Origin of the sequence: Lacrimispora xylanisolvens (genome assembly GCF_002934545.1) — a bacterium.
In the GTDB taxonomy this organism is placed as follows: domain Bacteria; phylum Bacillota; class Clostridia; order Lachnospirales; family Lachnospiraceae; genus Lacrimispora; species Lacrimispora xylanisolvens.
The window spans coordinates 45,498-64,833 of record NZ_PTJA01000003.1; the positions used below are offsets into that span (position 1 = coordinate 45,498).

The following is a 19,336-nucleotide window of genomic DNA, read 5'->3' on the forward strand; positions in this document are numbered from 1 at the left end:
ATGCAGTAAAACCGACCAGTTGTGCAATCGGCAGTCCGGTCCGCCATAACTGTGCTAAAGTAAGAATACAAAAACAATGTATGGAGGAGGATGAAAGAAATGTTACAGATCAATATTGATGATGTGTTAAAAATCGTCAAGCTGTGTGTACCATATCTCATTGGCTTTGCCGTAGTTTTGGCAGCTGCGGTCATAGTCATGGTGGTATGCCGAAAGAGGAAGGGGTCTACAAGATATCTGATCCGTAAAAACAGTCTTATGGCTATGCTTCTTGCTTTGGTTGTGGTTGTAAACTTAATCTGCTGGGGACCAATGTCCAATCTGATTTCACTGGCAACCGGCAGCGGAACTATTTCACAGGAAACATCTGACGAGGCAACCGCTCTTTGTACCGAGATTGCCAGGGAAGGGATTGTTCTTTTAAAAAATGATGCAGGCCTTCTTCCCCTAAAGAATTCTTCCAATTTAAACGTATTTGGCTGGGCATCCACAAACCCATGCTATGGAGGAACGGGTTCCGGATCTTTATCAAAGGCATATGAGACGGAGTCACTGCTTCAGGGTCTTACGGATGCAGGTTTTAAACTGAATACCAGTCTGACTGATTTCTATACAGCATACCGGACAGACCGCCCAAGCGTTGGTATGTGGGATCAGGACTGGACGCTGCCGGAGCCTGCAGCAGATACCTATGGCGATAAGCTTATGGAAGACGCCAAAGCTTTTTCTGATACGGCTATGGTAGTCATTACCCGCGTTGGCGGAGAGGGGGCAGATCTTCCCACAGATGTAAGCAAGGTTACATACACCGATAACTCCAAGGATTATAAGGATTTTGAACCAGGGGAACACTATCTGCAGTTAAGCAAGACAGAGAAAAATCTGATGGATCTGGTATGTTCAAGCTTTGACAATGTCATTGTGGTATACAACGGTGCCAACGCCATGGAACTTGGCTTTGTCAATGATTACAGCCAGATAAAAGGCGTTCTCTGGTGTCCGGGTACCGGTCAGTCCGGTTTTAAAGGACTGGGTGAGATTATGAGCGGAGCCGTTAATCCATCAGGAAAAACAAGTGACACATTTGCGGCTGATCTGACAAAAGCACCTAATTACAATAACTTTGGAAGTTTCACCTACGATAACATGGATGAATTCAAAGGCAAGGCATTTAAAGGAGCGGATACCTATCCCAGCTTTGTCAACTATACAGAAGGCATTTACACAGGCTATCGTTTCTACGAGACCGCAGCAGCAGAAGGACTGATTGACTATAAAAAAGAGGTCATCTATCCCTTTGGCTATGGATTGTCCTATACGTCCTTTCAGCAGGAAATGGGGCAATTAACAGAACAGGACGGAACAATCTCATTTGATGTGACAGTAACCAACACAGGAAATAATCCGGGTAAGGATGTAGTGGAGGTCTATTACAATCCGCCTTATACCAATAAGGGAATTGAAAAAGCTTCCGCGAATCTGATCGCATTTGATAAAACCGATGTTTTAAAACCAGGGGACTCTCAGACCATTAAGATATCCCTTCAGGCGGAAGATATGGCTTCCTTTGATGAGGCGGTAAATGGCTGCTATGTATTGGAATCCGGAGATTATGGCATATCCATCCGGTCTGATTCCCACAATATCATTGCAGAACAGAAGTATCACGTACCAGAAACCGTGATATATAATGAGTCTGCACCTCGTACTTCAGATAAAGCAGCTGCAGTAAATCAGTTTAAAGATGCAAACGGAGATCTGACCTATCTTTCCCGCGCAGATGGTTTTGCCAACTATGAAAAAGCCACGGCAGCGCCAAAAAATATGAGCATGCCGGAGAAATACAAGAAAACCTTTGTAAACAACAGCAATTACGATCCGGCAGCCCACAACAATGACAGTGATCCCATGCCGGTGACAGGAGCAAAGAACGGGATAAAGCTTGCTGATATGCGGGGACTGTCCTTTGATGACCCCAAGTGGGAGAAGCTGCTTGACCAGCTGACGGTGAGTGATATGGATGCGCTGACTGCAATCGGAGGTTATCAGACCTCAGAGGCAAAAAGTGTGAATAAAGTTGGAACCGTAGACTGTGACGGCCCTGCTTCCATCAATAACAACTTTACCGGAACCGGTTCCATCGGTTTTCCGTCTGCAGTTATGATTGCCAGCACCTGGAATCATGATATTGCAGAGGCTTTTGGAGAGAAGATCGGTAAGATGGCGGATGAAATGAAGGTGTCCGGCTGGTATGCACCGGCCATGAATATCCACCGCTGTGCATTTGCAGGCCGTAACTTCGAGTACTATTCTGAGGACGGTGTACTTTCCGGACAGATGGCAGCCAAAGCAGTGGCTGGAGCCGAAAAGCACGGAGTTTATGCATATATCAAACATTTTGCATTAAACGACCAGGAAACCAACCGTCTTAATATGCTATGTACCTGGTCCAATGAGCAGGCAATCCGTGAGATTTATCTAAAGCCTTTTGAAATCGCGGTAAAAGAAGGTCACGCAAAGGCAGTTATGTCCTCCTTTAATTATATAGGGACCGTGTATTCCGGTGCCAATAATACGCTGCTTAATACGGTTCTGCGTGAGGAATGGGGATTCCAGGGATTTGTTCTTACCGATTATTTTGGAGGTTATGGATTCCAGAATGCAGATCAGGAGATCCGCAACGGCAATGACGCCATGCTGGTTGCCTATGATACGGAAACAAATCATGTAAAAGACAAGACCAGCGCTACCAGCTTAAATGCCATGAGAAAGTCCAGTAAAAATATTATGTATACAGTAGTAAACAGCCGTGCCTATGAAGGAAACAATGCAAATGTGAGCCTGCTGATGTGGCAGATTGCGGCAATTATCATTGATGTTATTCTGGCAGCAGGAATCATTATTTTAGAATTAAGAATTATTAAAAACTACAAAAAGCGGCTGGAAAAGGAAGGAATGACAGAATGAAACATGAGGATATCATCCGAAAAATGACAATGGAGGAAAAGGCGGCTTTCTTAAGCGGAAAAAACGTCTGGCAGTCCAGAAATATCGACCGGCTTGGAATTCCTTCCATATTTTGCGCGGATGGACCCCATGGAGTCCGTAAACAGGCCGGTGCAGGGGATCATTTAGGACTCAATGCCTCCCTGCCGGCGACCTGTTTCCCCACGGCTGCCACCGTGGCAAACAGCTGGGATGAGGATCTTGCAGAGGAAATCGGAAAGGCCCTTGGAGAGGAGGCTTCCAGCCAGGACGTAAATGTTCTGCTGGGGCCGGGGCTGAATATCAAGCGAAGCCCTCTTTGCGGAAGAAATTTTGAATATTTTTCAGAAGATCCTCTTTTGTCAGGTAAGATGGCAGCGGCCTATATCAGGGGAATCCAAAGTGAGGGAGTTTACGCCTGCCCCAAGCATTTTGCAGTCAACAGCCAGGAGCGGCTTCGGATGTCTGTGGATTCTGTTCTTGACGAACGGACACTCAGAGAGATTTATCTGGAAGGCTTTGAAATTGCGGTAAAAGAGGGCGGCGCAAAATCCATCATGACCAGCTACAACGCGGTAAATGGGGTTTATGCCAATGAGAATAAACATCTGCTAAAGGATATTCTGCGCACGGACTGGAAATTTGACGGAATTGTCATCACGGACTGGGGCGGTTCCAACAGCCATGTGGAGGGAGTTTTGGCTGGTTCTAATTTAGAGATGCCGGCACCTGGGCTTGGTTCTGCAAGAGAGCTGTTAGCGGCAGTGGAAAACGGCACACTTACCATGGAGGAACTGGATTCCTGTGTAGATGATTTATTAGATGCTGTTCTGGACCTTACAGCAGCTCCCCAAAATAAAAAGAAATCCTTTGACAAAGAAGCCCATCATGAACTGGCAAGAAAGGCATCGTTGGAAAGCATTGTACTACTTAAAAATGACGATGGTCTGCTTCCGTTAAATTCCGGTTGTAAGGTGGCCGTAATCGGAGATTTTGCATTTATCCCCCGTTATCAGGGGGCAGGATCTTCCATTGTTAATCCTCTGTCTCTGGAGACTATTGAGTCAGTAATAAAGAGTGCCCCCTTAAATCTGGTGGGGTGCTCCAAAGGATATGAACGAAACGGCAGAGAGAATGAAGCGCTGAAAAACCAGGCGCTTGCCCTGGCGGCAAACGCCGATGCAGTTCTTTACTGTTTCGGGCTTGATGAACTCAGTGAATCCGAGGGGCAGGACCGGACCCATCTGGAAATACCAGGCAACCAGATCAGCCTGCTGAACGATCTGGCCAGGGTCAATCCTAACATTGTGGGAGTTCTAAGTGCAGGATCTGTAATAGAATTACCGTGGCAGTCCAGTTGTAAATCCATTCTGCATGGTTACTTAGGCGGTCAGGCAGGTGCCGGAGCCATGATATCTGTCATAACCGGGGAGGTCAATCCCTCCGGCCGGTTGGCAGAAAGCTATCCCATGAACCTTACGGATACTCCCGCATATCGTTATTTTCCGGGGAAGGAACGCTGTGCAGAATACAGGGAAGGGATCTTTGTGGGTTACCGGTATTATAATACGGCAGGGATCCCCGTCCGTTATCCCTTTGGCTTCGGACTGTCCTACACAACATTTGATTATTCCGGTCTGCAGTTATTGGAAGACCGTGTTCGTTTTACCATCAGCAACAAGGGGGACCGGGATGGGAAAGAGGTGGCCCAGCTCTATGTAGGCGGGCCTGAGAAAACAATTTTCCGTCCGGTAAAAGAATTAAAAGGCTTTGTAAAGGTTGATTTAAAAGCAGGGGAGAGCAAGACAGTGGAGATCCTCTTTGACGACAAGACGTTCCGGTACTGGAATGTGGTGACAGAACGCTTTGAAGTGGAAAAAGGAGATTATACCATATCCATTGGAGCCAGCGTGGAAGATTTAAGATTAAGCGGGACGCTCACTCGTTCGGGTACCACTGATATATTGCCATATGCACCGGAAAAAATGAAATCTTATTATTCCGGGCGAATTGCTGATGTGCCCGCAGAAGAATTTGAGACGTTGTTAGGACACCCAATCCCCAACGGGAAATGGAGCGGAGAGCTGGGAATCAATGATGCATTCTGCCAGATGTACTATGCGAAGAGCCGGCTGGCAAGACTCATTTACGCCATTTTGACGGGACTGAAAAATAAAAGTGAAGCAAAGGGTAAACCGGATTTGAACCTCCTTTTTATTTACAGCATGCCGTTTCGGGGAATTGCAAAAATGACAAATGGCGTGGTCAGCATGGAAATGGCAGAGGGAATGGTTCTTGTTGTTAACGGACATTTCCTGAAAGGGATAAAAAAAGTAATCGGAGGCTTTTTCTCCAATGCAAAAGCGAACAAGATTTATGAAAAGAAGCTGTCTGGGAAATAGATTGGAGTGATGGAATGCTGACAGGTTTAAAAAAAGGGTGGAAGTCGTTTGCAGACAGACATCCCGCAATGGCACAATTTATAATATTTTTTATGGTATCCAACGGGGTTACGGTCCTGCAGATGATTTTAATGCCGGTTTTCAGGAATGTATTTGAAATGACCGCTCTTGTAAATACCAGTTTCCAGATCGGCCGCATTGGTTCCAACTTAGATGGCTCTCCTTACTATATTTTTAATTATGGGGCAGGAACTCTTTCCATGGGCGGAGGCGGAGGGCTTGCATATTTTCTGGCAGTGGAAATTACCATGGCAATTGCACAGGTGATTAATTTCTTTCTTCAGAGAAATGTGACATTCAAAGCCAATAACAGTATTTTTAAGGCTGCCGTGTGGTATGTGATCGCCTATGTGATCATTACCATCGGCGCAGCTGCCCTGCAGGGACTTTATAAGGCTCCGGTCTATGATCTTTTTATGAACAGGTTACATTTAGGCAGGAGCGGTGAAACCATGGCGGATGTGATCACAATGCTGATTAATTCAGCTGTTTCATTCTGGGTCTTTTTCCCCATCTTTCGTATTATTTTTAAAAATAAGGAAGCTTAAAGCGGTATTTCCAGGAACCGGCTCCGTTTTTGGGGCAGTTCACATCTTGTCTCTGCATTCCATATAATAAAGTGTACAGCAGATAAATCAAAATACACAAATGGCTAGTGAAACTTTTACGTCGCAGAAAGCTCTTTGCTGTCAGGAACATTTAAATACCTAAGTGTATTAACTTAAAGGTGTGAACGTTGAACTGCTTTTTCGAATCTTGCTGGAATAACTGTAATGGGAACTGCAGCGGCGACGATTGTAGTTAAAATAAGCGGAAGTCAGGTGGTATCGGCTTCCGCTTTTCACTTGAACAAAATAGAAAACAGACACAATTAGAGGGCAGGCTGCATATTCTGAATGGTACTATAAAAATATTAAAGGAAATTCAGAGCGATGCAAAGGGGGAAATACTACCGGGATTGCCTGCCGGTAAGGGAACCATATTACTGCCTGAAAGCAGTCAGGAAAGAAAGAAATGTACTAAAAGCGTGGATAAAAGGCATAATGTGGTATAAACAGGCACTGAAGCAGGAACCGCTTATTACAACGGAAGTAAAACGTGTGGCACAGCAGACTGGTGTGAATATGGTCGGTACCCAGTACCGGATCAAGTCTGTGGGCTCTTATTTAAAAAAATTCTACCGCAAATACAGCCAGACAGGGCAGGCGTGGGAAATTAACGACATACTGCGTTACACCTACACCATTTCTCCGGAAGTGCTTTCAGAAAAAGTATTGAAAATTATTGAGATCTACAAAAATTCTGGTTATAATACGGTTGAAATCGAGAATTACTGGCTTGACAGTCAAAATCCCTATAATGGAATTAATACCATACTGCGGTCACCACAGGGGCAGATGTTTGAGCTTCAGTATCATACACCGGAAAGCTTCGGTATAAAGAGCGGAAAAATCCATGAATTATATGAGAAACAAAGACTGATAAAGGATGTCAGCAGCAGGGAATACATAGAACTGGGTGATCAGATGTTTGAACTTTCTGATTCTATGGAAATTCCCAAGGGCATAAAGGATGTATTCCGATAAAAATACATCCTTTTATTTCCACTATTAATCGAACATACATTCGGTTATCATATACTCAGAGGTGAGTGTATGAATCGTGTTATTTTTCATATTGATGTAAATTCAGCGTTTTTAAGCTGGGAAGCGGTTTATCGTTTAAAGCATCTTTCGGGAAATCTGGATTTGCGGCTGGTGCCCTCCGCAGTGGGCGGAGATGTGACCATGCGCCATGGAATTATTCTGGCTAAAAGCATTCCTGCAAAGAAGTATGGCATCCACACCGGTCAGTCTGTTACGGAGGCACTCCAGAAGTGTCCGGGACTTTTACTGGTTCCGCCCAATTATAATCTGTACCAGCGCTCTTCCCAAAGCTTCATCCGCATTTTAAAGGAGTATTCTCCCACAGTAGAGCAGTATTCCATTGATGAGGCATACATGGATATGACGGGAATGGAAGCCCTGTTTGGAGAACCCGAAAAAGCAGCTTTGGAAATCGGAAGGAGAATCAGAGAAGAACTGGGCTTTACCGTTAATATTGGGATTGCTGATAATAAAGTCCTGGCAAAGATGGCTTCGGATTTTAAAAAGCCGGACCGGGTTCATACGCTGTGGACCGGAGAGATCCAGGAAAAACTCTGGCCATTGCCAGTCAGTGAACTGTTTTTTGTAGGCAGGGCCACGTTTCGCAAGCTTAGCCAGCTGGGAATAAAAACAATCAGAGATCTGGCAGAAACCGACCCTGGACTTATAAAAAGCCATTTTGGCAAGATGGGAGAGGTGATCTGGTGCTTTGCCAATGGACTGGATTTTTCAGCGGTAGAACCAGTTCCGCCGCCCAACAAAGGATATGGCAACAGCACCACCATCGCCTTTGATGTAGCAGATAAGGAACATGCCCATCTGGTACTGTTATCCCTTGCGGAAACCCTGGCTGCAAGACTTCGGTCGGATAACGTCCGGGCTGGAGTGTTGGCTGTGGGAATCAAGGACTGGGATTTTCACTATTACAGCCATCAGACCATTCTTTCTTCCCCTACCAATATAACAGAAGAGATCTTTCAGACAGCCTGCCAGGTATTTGATGAAGCATGGGATGAACAGCCGGTCCGCCACCTCGGAATTCACACAACCCGGATTACGAAGGGGAGTGACAGACAGCTTGGCCTGTTTGACACAGGAGATTATGAAAAGCAGCAGCGTCTTGATGAGACCGTGGATGAAATCAGAAAACGGTTCGGCAATGATTCTATTATAAGAGCCTCTTTTTTAACATCACCACAGAATACGGCAGCACGCTGTCTGGATCATATGGGAGGCGGAATCAGCAGGGAAAAAAGGACTGTGGATTACAGCAGACAGACTATTTTATAAAAACAGGAAGTGAGAAGGATGTCCACGTTTGGAATCGGGATCAATGCAGAGGCGATTGACAGCGGAGAAATAAAAGGTAAAATGTATCATATAGCCTGTAAGGCGTGGTTTACAGCCAGCTGTAATCTGAGACCGTTAAGCTTTAAATTTGAAGGTGATGACGGAGAGATCCAGACGGTAAGGGAAATCACGGTAAAACATAGCGAAAATAAAATTTATTCAGGAATTCCTTCCAAAGAATATGGGTGCGAGGCCATAATCGGAGGAATACGCCATGAATTTAAGCTGATTTTTTACATGGAAGCCTGCAAATGGGTTATGATATTACCAAAATAAAATACAGGGAGGGAGAATGGCATGTGCGGAAGGTATTATGTGGATGATGAGACAGCACGGGAAATTGAACAGCTGGTAAGAGAAATTGACAATAAAATAAACAGAGAGCGCCTTACCGGTGACGTTTATCCCACCAGCCAGGCAATGGTTCTTGTCAGCAGGGACCGTCAGGTGCTGCCTGTCCGGCAGCGCTTCGGATTTGAGAACTTTCAGAAAAAGGGTGTGATTTTTAATGCAAGATCGGAGTCTGTGCTTCAAAAGCCCCTGTTTCGTGAAAGCATTCTCTTACGGAGGGCAGTCATTCCATGCAGCGGATTTTATGAATGGAGTAAAAACAAGGAGAAAGCGGCATTTTACAGGGAACATCACCCCACCATGTTTCTGGCTGGTTTTTATCAGCGGGCAGAGGAAGACCGTTTCGTAATCCTCACAACCAATGCCAATTCTTTTGTGGCACCGGTTCATGACCGGATGCCGCTGATATTGGAAAAAGATGAGATCAGGGACTGGCTTTCGGACAAAGAAGCCTTCCGGGATATGCTGGAGGAGAGGCAGATTCCGCTGAAGCGGCGTCAGGAATATGAGCAGCAGGAGCTGAAGCTTTTCTGATTCTTTATTGAGATTTTATATCAAAAACCAACAAAAAAAAGAGGTTTTGCCGCCTGAATTCCATTAAAAAAAGGATTGTAAAGGGAATCAGGCGGTGTTATAATTTTATATAGTTAATTAGCTAACTATTAACAAGCTAACAAAAGGAGGCGTGAAAATGAAACCAATGTGCCATTTTGGAGCGGAAGGACCAATGGGAATGAGCTCACCGATGCACAACGTTATGACAAAATATATGAAGATCATGAAGATGCACCGGTGTATTTTAGATGAACAGGGAAAGCAGACCGGAGTATACCGAAGCCAGCATCAGATTTTAATGATGCTTTCTGAACATTCCAATGTGTCACAAAAGGAACTTGCAAAACGCCTTTACGTTTCCACTGCCACCATAGCGGTATCAGTAAAGAAACTGGAAAAAGGAGGTTACATTACCCGGATCGTCGACAAAGAGGATAATCGGATGAACCAATTGTGTCTGACAGAGAAAGGGAGGGATATGGTAAGCAAAAGCCGGGAATATTTCCGTAATGTAGAAATGAAGATGTTTCAGGGCTTTTCCGATGAAGATTTAATGAATATGAGTAAGGTTCTGGACCGTATTTATGACAATTTATCCCAAATACCTGTAGAAAAGGACATAATAGAAAGAGACATGGCAGAAAGAGAGGAATAACAACTTGAAACGATACTGGAAATATATTAGACCCTATCTGGGTGCCTTTATTCTGGCTCCAGTTCTGATGCTCACGGAAGTGTTCGGCGAGATACTGCTGCCCAGGCTGACTTCCATGATTATCAATAACGGAGTGTTGGTAAAAGATGAAACATACATTGTAAAAATGGGCATTATCATGGTTCTCATTGCTGTAGCCATGGCAATCGGTGGAATCGGAGCCGCTTATTTCTCAGCAAAGGCTTCCATCAGCTTCAGTACTGATTTAAGAAAAGATGTTTTTCATAAGGTTCAGGAATTTTCTTTTAAAAATATTGATGATTTCAGTACCGGATCACTGGTGACCAGGCTGACCAATGACATTCAGCAGATTCAAAACGTCGTGATGTTAACCCTTCGTATGATGTTTCGGGCTCCCGGCATGCTGATTGGCGGGTTAATCATGGCATATTTAATGAACAGGCAGCTGGTCAGCATTCTTCTTGTGGTGATTCCGGTGCTGGTCATTATAATTGCCATTATACTGATCATAGCATTTCCGCGGTTCGAGGTCATGCAAAAGAAGATCGACCGTTTAAACTCCGGCGTACAGGAGGCATTAACCAATGTCAGGGTAATAAAATCCTTTGTCAGGGAAAGCCATGAGGAAGAAAAGTTTCAGGCCACCAACCGGGACTTAAAAGAAGGCAGCTTAAATGCCATGAAGGTAGTGATCACTTCCATGCCCTTAATGATGCTGATGATGAACATCACCACCATCGCGGTCGTGTGGTATGGAGGGAATTTAATTATCGCAGGCAAAATGCCTGTGGGAGATTTAACTGCATTTACCATATACATTGTTCAGATTCTCATGTCTCTGATGATGCTTTCCATGGTATTTTTACAGGCCTCCCGTGCCATGGCATCTTTAAAGAGGGTAAAAGAGGTTTTAGATACGGAAATTGACTTGACGGATGAACATGCTTCTCAAAAATCAGCACAGATTACTGCCGGAAAAGTGGAGTTTCGCAATGTCTGCTTCCAATACACCCAGGACGATCTTGTTCTGGATCATATCAATTTTACTGCAAATCCCGGTGAGACCATTGGTATTATCGGTGCGACCGGAAGCGGCAAGACCTCCCTGGTTCAGCTCATCCCCCGTCTTTACGATGCAGGGGAAGGTGAAGTGCTGGTAGACGGGATTAATGTAAAAGATTATTCCATCCGGCATTTAAGAGAAAGCGTAGGTATGGTGCTTCAGAAAAATGTTCTTTTTTCCGGAACCATTGAAGAAAATTTACGATGGGGAAATGAAACGGCTGATCTGGAAGAAATAGTCCTGATGTCAGAAAGCGCTCAGGCTCATGGATTTATCTCCAGTTTCAAAGACGGGTATGATACCGATTTGGGGCAGGGCGGCTCCAATGTTTCAGGAGGACAAAAGCAAAGGCTGTGTATTGCCAGAACCCTTTTAAAGAAGCCTAAAATTCTCATTCTTGATGACAGCACCTCTGCAGTGGATACAGCAACCGAAGCAAAGATCAGGCAGAGCTTTAAAACCACACTGAAGGATACCACAAAATTTATCATTGCCCAGAGAATCGGGTCAGTGGAAAATGCGGATAAAATAATTGTTCTTGACGAAGGGAAAATTGCAGGGATTGGAACTCATCAGGAACTGATGGAAACCTGTGAGGCTTATCAGGAAATTTATTATTCACAAAAAGACCGGGAAAAGGAGGCAGGTGCATAATGGAAGAACAAAAGAAGATAGAAAGCTTAAAAAGGCGTTACGGCCGGTCTGCCTCAGCTCAAAAAGGCGGGAGAGGTCCCGGAGGTCCCGGAGGCCCCGGTCATGGCAGACCCATGAAAAAAGGCACTCCCAAGAATGCCAATGCAACTGCCAGACGTCTCCTGTCTTATTTAAGAGAATACAGACCCCAGATGGCAATCGCATTCGTGTGTGTAGTGATAGGAACCCTTTCTAATTTAGGCGGCTCTTATATGCTGCGGCCCATTATGAATCAGTTTATTGCACCTTTAGACGGAAGCAGAGGAGATGTGGCAGGTCTTGCAAAAGGTCTTGCAGTTATGGCGGCGGTTTTCCTGGTGGGAGTAGCGGCCAACTATGCCCAGTCAAGAATCATGATATCGGTTGCCCAGAATGCCCTTGAAAAAATAAGAGATGATTTATTTAAAAAGATGCAGACCCTACCGATACGGTTTTATGATACCAACAATACCGGAGATTTAATGAGCCGTTTCAGCAATGATGTGGATACCATCGGTCAGATGTTAAGCAATACCTTAATCCAGCTCTTCTCAGGAGCATTAAGTATTGTGGGAACGCTGTTTCTTATGATCTATACCAATATCTGGCTGACACTGGTGACACTGGTGCTGATACCGCTTATGATAAAGGCAGCAGGAATGATCGGTGCGAGAAGCCAGAAGTATTTCAGCGCTCAGCAAAGCTCTCTGGGTGCAGTAAATGGATATATTGAGGAGACAATCAGCGGACAGAAAGTGGTAAAAGTATTCTGCCATGAAGATGAGGCAGAAGAGGAATTTGGAATTCTCAATGATGATTTGAAGAATAACATGATAAAAGCCCAGTTTTTCGGCGGTGTCATGATGCCTATCATGTTTAACTTAAGTCAGTTAAATTATATATTAACTGCCTGCATTGGAGCACTTTTATGTGTAATAAAAGGATTTGACGTTGGCGGACTGACAGTATTTTTAAACTTTTCCAGACAGTTCAGCCGGCCAATTAATGAAATTTCCATGCAGATCAGCAACGTTTTCTCTGCTCTTGCAGGAGCGGAGCGGGTATTTGCAATTATGGATGAAAGCCCCGAGCCTGCAGACGGGGAAGATGCAAAAGTGATGGATCCAATGAATGGGTTTGTGGAATTGAAGAACGTAACCTTTGGCTATAATCCGGATAAAGTCATTTTAAAAGACATCAGCCTATATGCAAAGCCAGGTCAGAAGATTGCCTTTGTAGGTTCAACTGGAGCGGGTAAGACAACGATTACCAATTTGTTAAACCGTTTTTACGATATACAGGGCGGAGAAATTAACATTGACGGAGTGAATATCAGAAATATAAAAAGAGAAAATCTCCGGGAGAACATCGCCATGGTGCTCCAGGACACCCATTTGTTTACAGGAACCGTAATGGAGAATATTCGTTATGGAAGACTGGATGCCACCGATGAAGAAGTGATTGAAGCGGCAAAAACAGCTTCTGCCTATTCCTTTATCATGAGGCTGCATGACGGATTTCAAACGGTGTTAGAAGGAGATGGAGCTAATTTAAGCCAGGGTCAGAGACAGCTTCTTAACATAGCAAGAGCTGCTATCTCCAAAGCCCCCATTTTAATCCTTGACGAGGCAACAAGTTCCGTAGATACAAGAACAGAAAAGCATATTGAACGAGGGATGGATCGCCTTATGGCCAACCGGACCACCTTTGTAATCGCTCACCGGCTGTCCACAGTAAGAAATGCCAATGCCATAATGGTACTGGAAAATGGTGAGATCATCGAACGAGGGGATCACGAAGAGCTTTTAACTCATAAAGGACGGTATTATCAGCTTTACACCGGAGCAGCAGAACTGGATTAATCCATGGTTTTTAACAGATGATTTAGTGAGGGAGCATTGGGCAAAGCTATGAATAGAAAGGGATTTCTATTCATAGCATACTCAATGTTCCTTTTTTGTTATTATTTATTTTAATAAATAAAAGGGTTTATTAATGAAAAATATTTATGAATAATGAAGTTGATTTTTCAGAAAAAAGAAAAAATTAACAAAAATTTAACAAAGAAATATGTATAAAAATAAAAATATGAATTGGAAAATTTAATTATTTTGTTTTTTTATGTGTACAAGCAGAGCTGATTGTTTTTTTTTGTATACAAAGGCAATGGTTACAATGTTTAATTGTTTAACATTTAACAATAAATTCTGACATTAGTAGAAGCAATACCTCCTTCCAATGGTAAGAATTACAATTGGAACACAGTATACAATATGTAATTTCGGATTGTTTCAACTAACAGATTGTGTTATACTTATTCCGGTGACAAAATGAGAAAATTTTGTCGGGAGAGATAAAGAATTGTAAAGAAAGAGGGTTAGTCTAATGGGTTTGGCTACATTTAAAGGCGGCATTCACACCTATGAGGGGAAAGAATTGTCGGAAAATAAACCTGTGCAGGTACTGCAGCCAAAAGGCGAGATGGTGTTCCCGCTGTCCCAGCATATCGGTGCGCCTGCAAAGCCTCTGGTGGCAGCAGGAGATCAGGTACTGGTTGGTCAGAAGATCGGGGAGGCAGGCGGTTTTATTTCAGCCTGTGTGATCAGTTCTGTTTCAGGAACAGTAAAAACCATTGAGCCAAGAATGGTTGCCAACGGCTCCATGGTAATGTCAATTATAGTTGAGAATGACGGCAAATATCAGGAGGCGGAAGGCTTTGGTAAACAGCGGGATCCGAAATCCCTGTCAAAGGAAGAGATTCGTGATATCGTAAAAGAGGCCGGTATTGTAGGTCTTGGCGGTGCAGGATTTCCCACACATGTAAAGCTTACACCGAAGGATGAGACAAAGATTGATACGATTATCGTAAACGGAGCAGAATGCGAACCATATCTGACCTCCGATTATCGGATGATGATGGAAGAGCCGGAAAGTATTATAAAAGGCTTGAATATTATCCTGCAGCTGTTTGATAATGCCAAAGGTGTAATTGGAATTGAAAACAATAAACCGGAAGCAATCAAAGTGATGACGGAGCTGGTAAAAGATGAGCCCAGAATCACGGTTTGCCCCTTAAAGACAAAATATCCACAGGGTGGAGAGCGCGCTCTGATTTATGCGGTAACAGGAAGAAAAATCAACTCTTCCATGCTTCCTGCTGATGCAGGCTGCATCGTGGATAACGTGGATACGGTTATATCCATTTACAATGCAGTTGCAAACTCCACTCCTTTAATCAGAAGAATTATAACGGTTACCGGCGATGCGATTGCAAACCCACAGAACTATAATGTGAGAACAGGAACAAATTATGCCGAGCTGTTAGAGGCTTCCGGCGGATTTAAAACAGAACCGGAAAAAGTGATTTCCGGAGGACCGATGATGGGACAGGCGCTGTTTAACATGAATATCCCTGTTACCAAGACTTCCTCTGCGCTTACCTGTATGTCAAAGGATGAGGTTGCACTGAGTGCGCCTACTGCCTGTATCCGCTGCGGCAGATGTGTCAATGTATGTCCAAGCCGCGTGGTTCCACAGATGATGATGCAGGCAGCCATGAGATCTGACGTAGATACATTTGTAAAATTAGACGGTATGGAATGCTGCGAATGCGGCTGCTGTGCATATGCCTGTCCGGCAAAACTGCCATTAACCCAGGCATTTAAAGAGATGCGCAAAACAGTTATCGCAAGCAGAAAAAAAGCGTAGGAGAGTGAAGTATGAGTAAATTATTAAACGTATCATCATCACCTCATGTCAGGGACCAGGTAACATCACAGAATCTTATGCTGGATGTTGCAATTGCCATGATCCCGGCTACTGCGTATGGTGTATATCAGTTTGGAGTAAAAGCTGCACTGGTGTTGCTTGTCAGCATTTTATCCTGTGTATTAAGTGAATATGTTTTTGAAACCCTGATGGGGAAACCAGTAACTGTCAGTGACGGCAGTGCACTTGTAACCGGAATGATTCTTGGACTTAACATGCCTCCGGCAATTCCGTTATGGATGCCATTTTTAGGCGGTGTGTTTGCGATTATTGTTGTAAAACAGCTTTACGGCGGTCTGGGACAGAACTTTATGAACCCTGCCCTTGCGGCAAGATGTTTTCTTCTGATCTCTTTTGCAGGTCCTATGACCACGTTTACATACAATGACGCGGTTGTAAGTCCCACTCCTCTTGCAGCGTTTAAAGCTGGTCAGTCAGTTGATGTGGCTGCCATGTTTATCGGAAAAATTCCTGGAACAATCGGAGAAGTTTCTGTTATTGCCCTTCTGATTGGTGCAGCGTATTTAATCGCAAGAAAAGTAATATCAATCCGTATTCCGGCTGCCTATTTAATTACATTTTCTCTGTTTGTATTTGTGTTCGGACAGCATGACCTGATGTACGTCCTGACTCACTTATGCGGCGGCGGTATCATATTTGGTGCATTCTTTATGGCAACCGATTATGTAACAAGTCCTGTTACAACAAAGGGGCAGATCTATTTCGGAATTCTTTTAGGTGTGCTTACCGGTCTGTTCCGTCTTTTCGGAGGTTCTGCAGAGGGAGTTTCTTATGCAATCATCATCAGCAATATTCTGGTTCCGCTGATTGAGAAGATTTCACTTCCAAAAGCATTTGGAAAGGAGGGCAAATAAGATGAAGAGTGGCGGATATATGAAAGACGCGTTGATTTTATTTGTCATTACTCCGGTTTCCTGTTAGGCGGTGCTTATCAGATTACCAAAGCTCCTATCGAGAAGGCAACTCTGGCTGCCAACATTGTGGCATACAAAGCAGTATTTCCGGAAGCGGATGATTTTAAATCTGATGATAAGATGAAAGCTGCCATTGAAACCTGCAACGCAGATCTTACCACACAGGACTTCGGTAAGGTCGGTGTGAACAATGCACTTCAGGCGGTAGACGCAAGCGGTACACTGCTTGGTTATGTCATCACTTCCCATTCCGATGACAGCTATGGCGGTACAATCGAACTGTCTGTTGGAATTAAAGCCGATGGAAGCATAAGCGGAATTGAATTTCTGGCAATCAGCGATACTCCGGGCTTAGGTCTGAAAGCAAAAGATCCTGCATTTAAAGACCAGTATACAGGGAAAAATGCGGAGTCACTTACTGTTACCAAGTCAGGTAATGCAGGTGACGCTGAAATCAATGCCATCAGCGGTGCTACCATTACATCAAGCGCTACTACCAATGCGGTTAATGCAGCATTGTATTATGTGCATCACTATATGAATCAGTAGGAGGTGGGAAGATGAACAACAAATGTACAGAACGTTTATTTAACGGTATCGTAAAAGAGAACCCGACCTTCGTGCTGATGCTCGGTATGTGTCCGACTCTGGCTGTTACCACATCTGCAGTAAACGGAGCAGGTATGGGACTTTCCACGACTGTGGTACTGTTATTTTCCAATATGATTATTTCTGCTATGCGTAAGATTATTCCGGACCGTGTCAGAATTCCGGCTTACATTGTTATTGTAGCAACTCTTGTTACTATTGTGCAGCTGCTTTTACAGGCTTATGTGCCCAGCCTTTATTCCGCTCTTGGAATCTACATTCCTCTGATCGTAGTGAACTGTATTATCTTAGGCCGTGCAGAATCCTATGCTTCCAAGAACGACGTGGTGGCATCCACATTTGACGGAATCGGTATGGGACTTGGTTTCACCGTAGCATTAACCTGTATCGGTCTTATTCGTGAAATTCTGGGTTCCGGTGCCGTATTCGGACACACCATCATTCCGGAGAATTACCACATTGCTATTTTCGTTCTGGCTCCTGGTGCATTCTTTGTGCTTTCTATTTTAACTGCTCTGCAGAATAAGTTTAAAGCCCCGTCTGCAACCAATGGCTCTGTTCCGCAGTCTAAGTTAGCCTGTGGAGGTAACTGTATGTCCTGTACTGGTTCTTCCTGTATGTCAAATCATGAAGTATTGGAAACCAGAAAAAAACAGGCAGAGGAAGAAGCGCTTGCGGCTAAAAAAGCAGAAGCTGCCAGAAAAGAAGCAGAATCAGCATCTGCAACTTCCAAGAAAGACGAATAGGAGAGTGGATCGATGAAAGAATTATTATTAATTGCCATTGGCTCCGCACTGGTCAACAACGTTGTGCTTAGCCAGTTCCTCGGCCTTTGTCCATTCCTTGGAGTTTCCAAAAACGTGAAAACTTCTGCCGGCATGGGCGCGGCTGTTATCTTTGTTATTACCATTGCATCATTTGCTACCAGTGTTATATATAAGAGCATATTGGTTGGACTTCATCTGGAATTTTTGCAGACCATTGTGTTTATTCTTGTAATTGCTGCACTGGTGCAGTTTGTAGAGATGTTTTTAAAAAAATCCATGCCCGCTCTTTATGAGGCACTTGGAGTCTATCTTCCCCTGATCACAACCAACTGCGCAGTGTTAGGTGTGGCTCTGACCAATGTTCAGAAAGATTATAACATTCTGGAGAGTGTGATCAATGGTGTGGGTATATCCGTTGGTTTCACCATTGCCATTATAATGCTGGCTGGTGTCCGTGAAAGAATCGAATATAATGACGTTCCTCATTCCTTTAAGGGATCACCGATTGTTCTGATTACCTCTGGCCTGATGGCGATCGCATTTTTCGGATTTTCCGGATTAATTTAGAAGGGGGAGACGAAAGAATATGATAACAGGAATTATTTATGCGGCGGCCGTTGTGGGCATTATCGGTATTCTGATTGGCGTATTCCTCGGCATTGCAAGTGAGAAATTCAAAGTCGAAGTTGACGAAAAAGAAATTCTTGTCAGAGATGAGCTGCCAGGAAACAACTGCGGCGGCTGTGGATATGCAGGCTGTGATGCTCTTGCAAAAGCCATTGCTGCAGGTCAGGCTGACGTTGGTGCCTGCCCCGTAGGCGGCGCTGCCGTAGCAGAAAAGATTGGCGAAATCATGGGCGTTTCCGCAGGTGTTACTGATAAAAAAGTTGCTTTTGTAAAATGTAAAGGCAGCTGTGACAAAACGAAAGTACAGTATAATTATTATGGCATTGATGACTGCCGTAAGATCTCGGTTGTGCCGGGTTCTGGTGAGAAGTCATGTGTGTATGGCTGTATGGGATACGGATCCTGTGTGAAAGCATGTGAATTTGATGCGATCCATGTTGTGGATGGTATTGCGGTAGTTGATAAGGAGAAGTGCGTTGCCTGCGGCAAATGTGTGGCTTCCTGTCCCAATGCATTAATTGATATGGTTCCATATAAAGCAGAGTATTTAGTTCAGTGTAACTCCCATGATAAGGGGAAAGATGTTAAGGCGAAATGTGAAGTGGGCTGTATTGGCTGTACCATGTGTATCAAACAGTGTGAATTTGATGCCATCCATATGGACAATAATGTTGCAATCATTGATTATGACAAATGCACCAATTGCGGTAAATGTGCCGCCAAGTGCCCGGTTAAGGTAATTATATAAAAATGCGATAGGTATCAGAGTGCTGTAATACAGGCTTGTTTCATAACAGTCTTGTGTTACAGCATTTTTATTGTTAATTTTCTGGCAATTTAACAGAAAATGTTAAAAAAATGATTTATAAT

The 19,336-nt window shown here is 44.0% G+C and carries 15 protein-coding genes and 1 pseudogene; all 16 read left to right on the plus strand.

What is annotated here, in order from left to right; translation table 11 throughout:
* Positions 1-99: 99 nt before the first annotated feature.
* Positions 100-2,967, plus strand: coding sequence for a glycoside hydrolase family 3 protein (locus tag BXY41_RS05960; protein WP_104435788.1), 2,868 nt, complete (start codon positions 100-102; stop codon positions 2,965-2,967).
* Positions 2,964-5,387 carry a beta-glucosidase gene (locus BXY41_RS05965; RefSeq protein ID WP_104435789.1) on the plus strand — a complete coding sequence of 808 codons (2,424 nt, stop codon included), beginning with the start codon at positions 2,964-2,966 and terminating at the stop codon, positions 5,385-5,387. The genes BXY41_RS05960 and BXY41_RS05965 overlap by 4 nt, the downstream gene beginning before the upstream one ends.
* Positions 5,388-5,401: 14 nt before the next feature.
* On the plus strand, positions 5,402-5,995 hold the full coding sequence (locus BXY41_RS05970; protein WP_104435791.1) for a hypothetical protein: 594 nt from the start codon (positions 5,402-5,404) through the stop codon (positions 5,993-5,995).
* Positions 5,996-6,379: 384 nt separating this feature from the next.
* Positions 6,380-7,033 (plus strand): hypothetical protein, encoded by a 654-nt coding sequence (locus tag BXY41_RS05975; RefSeq protein WP_104435793.1) that lies wholly within the window; start codon positions 6,380-6,382, stop codon positions 7,031-7,033.
* A 69-nt stretch (positions 7,034-7,102) separates the two neighbouring features.
* On the plus strand, positions 7,103-8,383 hold the full coding sequence (locus tag BXY41_RS05980; RefSeq protein WP_104435795.1) for a DNA polymerase Y family protein: 1,281 nt from the start codon (positions 7,103-7,105) through the stop codon (positions 8,381-8,383).
* Between the two features lie 18 nt (positions 8,384-8,401).
* Positions 8,402-8,719, plus strand: a complete 318-nt coding sequence (locus BXY41_RS05985) for a hypothetical protein (protein WP_104435797.1) — start codon at positions 8,402-8,404, stop codon at positions 8,717-8,719.
* Positions 8,720-8,740: 21 nt separating this feature from the next.
* Positions 8,741-9,328 carry an SOS response-associated peptidase gene (locus tag BXY41_RS05990; protein WP_104435799.1) on the plus strand — a complete coding sequence of 196 codons (588 nt, stop codon included), beginning with the start codon at positions 8,741-8,743 and terminating at the stop codon, positions 9,326-9,328.
* Between the two features lie 157 nt (positions 9,329-9,485).
* On the plus strand, positions 9,486-10,004 hold the full coding sequence (locus BXY41_RS05995; protein WP_104435801.1) for a MarR family winged helix-turn-helix transcriptional regulator: 519 nt from the start codon (positions 9,486-9,488) through the stop codon (positions 10,002-10,004).
* 4 nt (positions 10,005-10,008) lie between these two features.
* Complete coding sequence (locus BXY41_RS06000) at positions 10,009-11,742, plus strand: ABC transporter ATP-binding protein (protein ID WP_104435803.1); 1,734 nt, start codon at positions 10,009-10,011, stop codon at positions 11,740-11,742.
* Entirely contained in the window at positions 11,742-13,622 is a 1,881-nt protein-coding gene (locus BXY41_RS06005; protein ID WP_104435806.1) for an ABC transporter ATP-binding protein, read from the plus strand. Before BXY41_RS06000 ends, BXY41_RS06005 begins: the two co-directional genes overlap by 1 nt.
* A gap of 523 nt (positions 13,623-14,145) precedes the next feature.
* Positions 14,146-15,468, plus strand: coding sequence for an electron transport complex subunit RsxC (gene rsxC / locus BXY41_RS06010; protein WP_104435808.1), 1,323 nt, complete (start codon positions 14,146-14,148; stop codon positions 15,466-15,468).
* An 11-nt stretch (positions 15,469-15,479) separates the two neighbouring features.
* Positions 15,480-16,403, plus strand: a complete 924-nt coding sequence (locus BXY41_RS06015; RefSeq protein WP_104435810.1) for an RnfABCDGE type electron transport complex subunit D — start codon at positions 15,480-15,482, stop codon at positions 16,401-16,403.
* A gap of 1 nt (position 16,404) precedes the next feature.
* Positions 16,405-17,012 (plus strand): annotated as a pseudogene (locus tag BXY41_RS06020) (RnfABCDGE type electron transport complex subunit G).
* Positions 17,013-17,023: 11 nt separating this feature from the next.
* Complete coding sequence (gene rsxE / locus BXY41_RS06025) at positions 17,024-17,818, plus strand: electron transport complex subunit RsxE (protein WP_104435812.1); 795 nt, start codon at positions 17,024-17,026, stop codon at positions 17,816-17,818.
* A 12-nt stretch (positions 17,819-17,830) separates the two neighbouring features.
* Positions 17,831-18,406, plus strand: a complete 576-nt coding sequence (gene rsxA / locus BXY41_RS06030) for an electron transport complex subunit RsxA (protein ID WP_104435815.1) — start codon at positions 17,831-17,833, stop codon at positions 18,404-18,406.
* A 19-nt stretch (positions 18,407-18,425) separates the two neighbouring features.
* Positions 18,426-19,214 carry an RnfABCDGE type electron transport complex subunit B gene (locus BXY41_RS06035; protein ID WP_104435817.1) on the plus strand — a complete coding sequence of 263 codons (789 nt, stop codon included), beginning with the start codon at positions 18,426-18,428 and terminating at the stop codon, positions 19,212-19,214.
* Positions 19,215-19,336 lie beyond the last annotated feature (122 nt).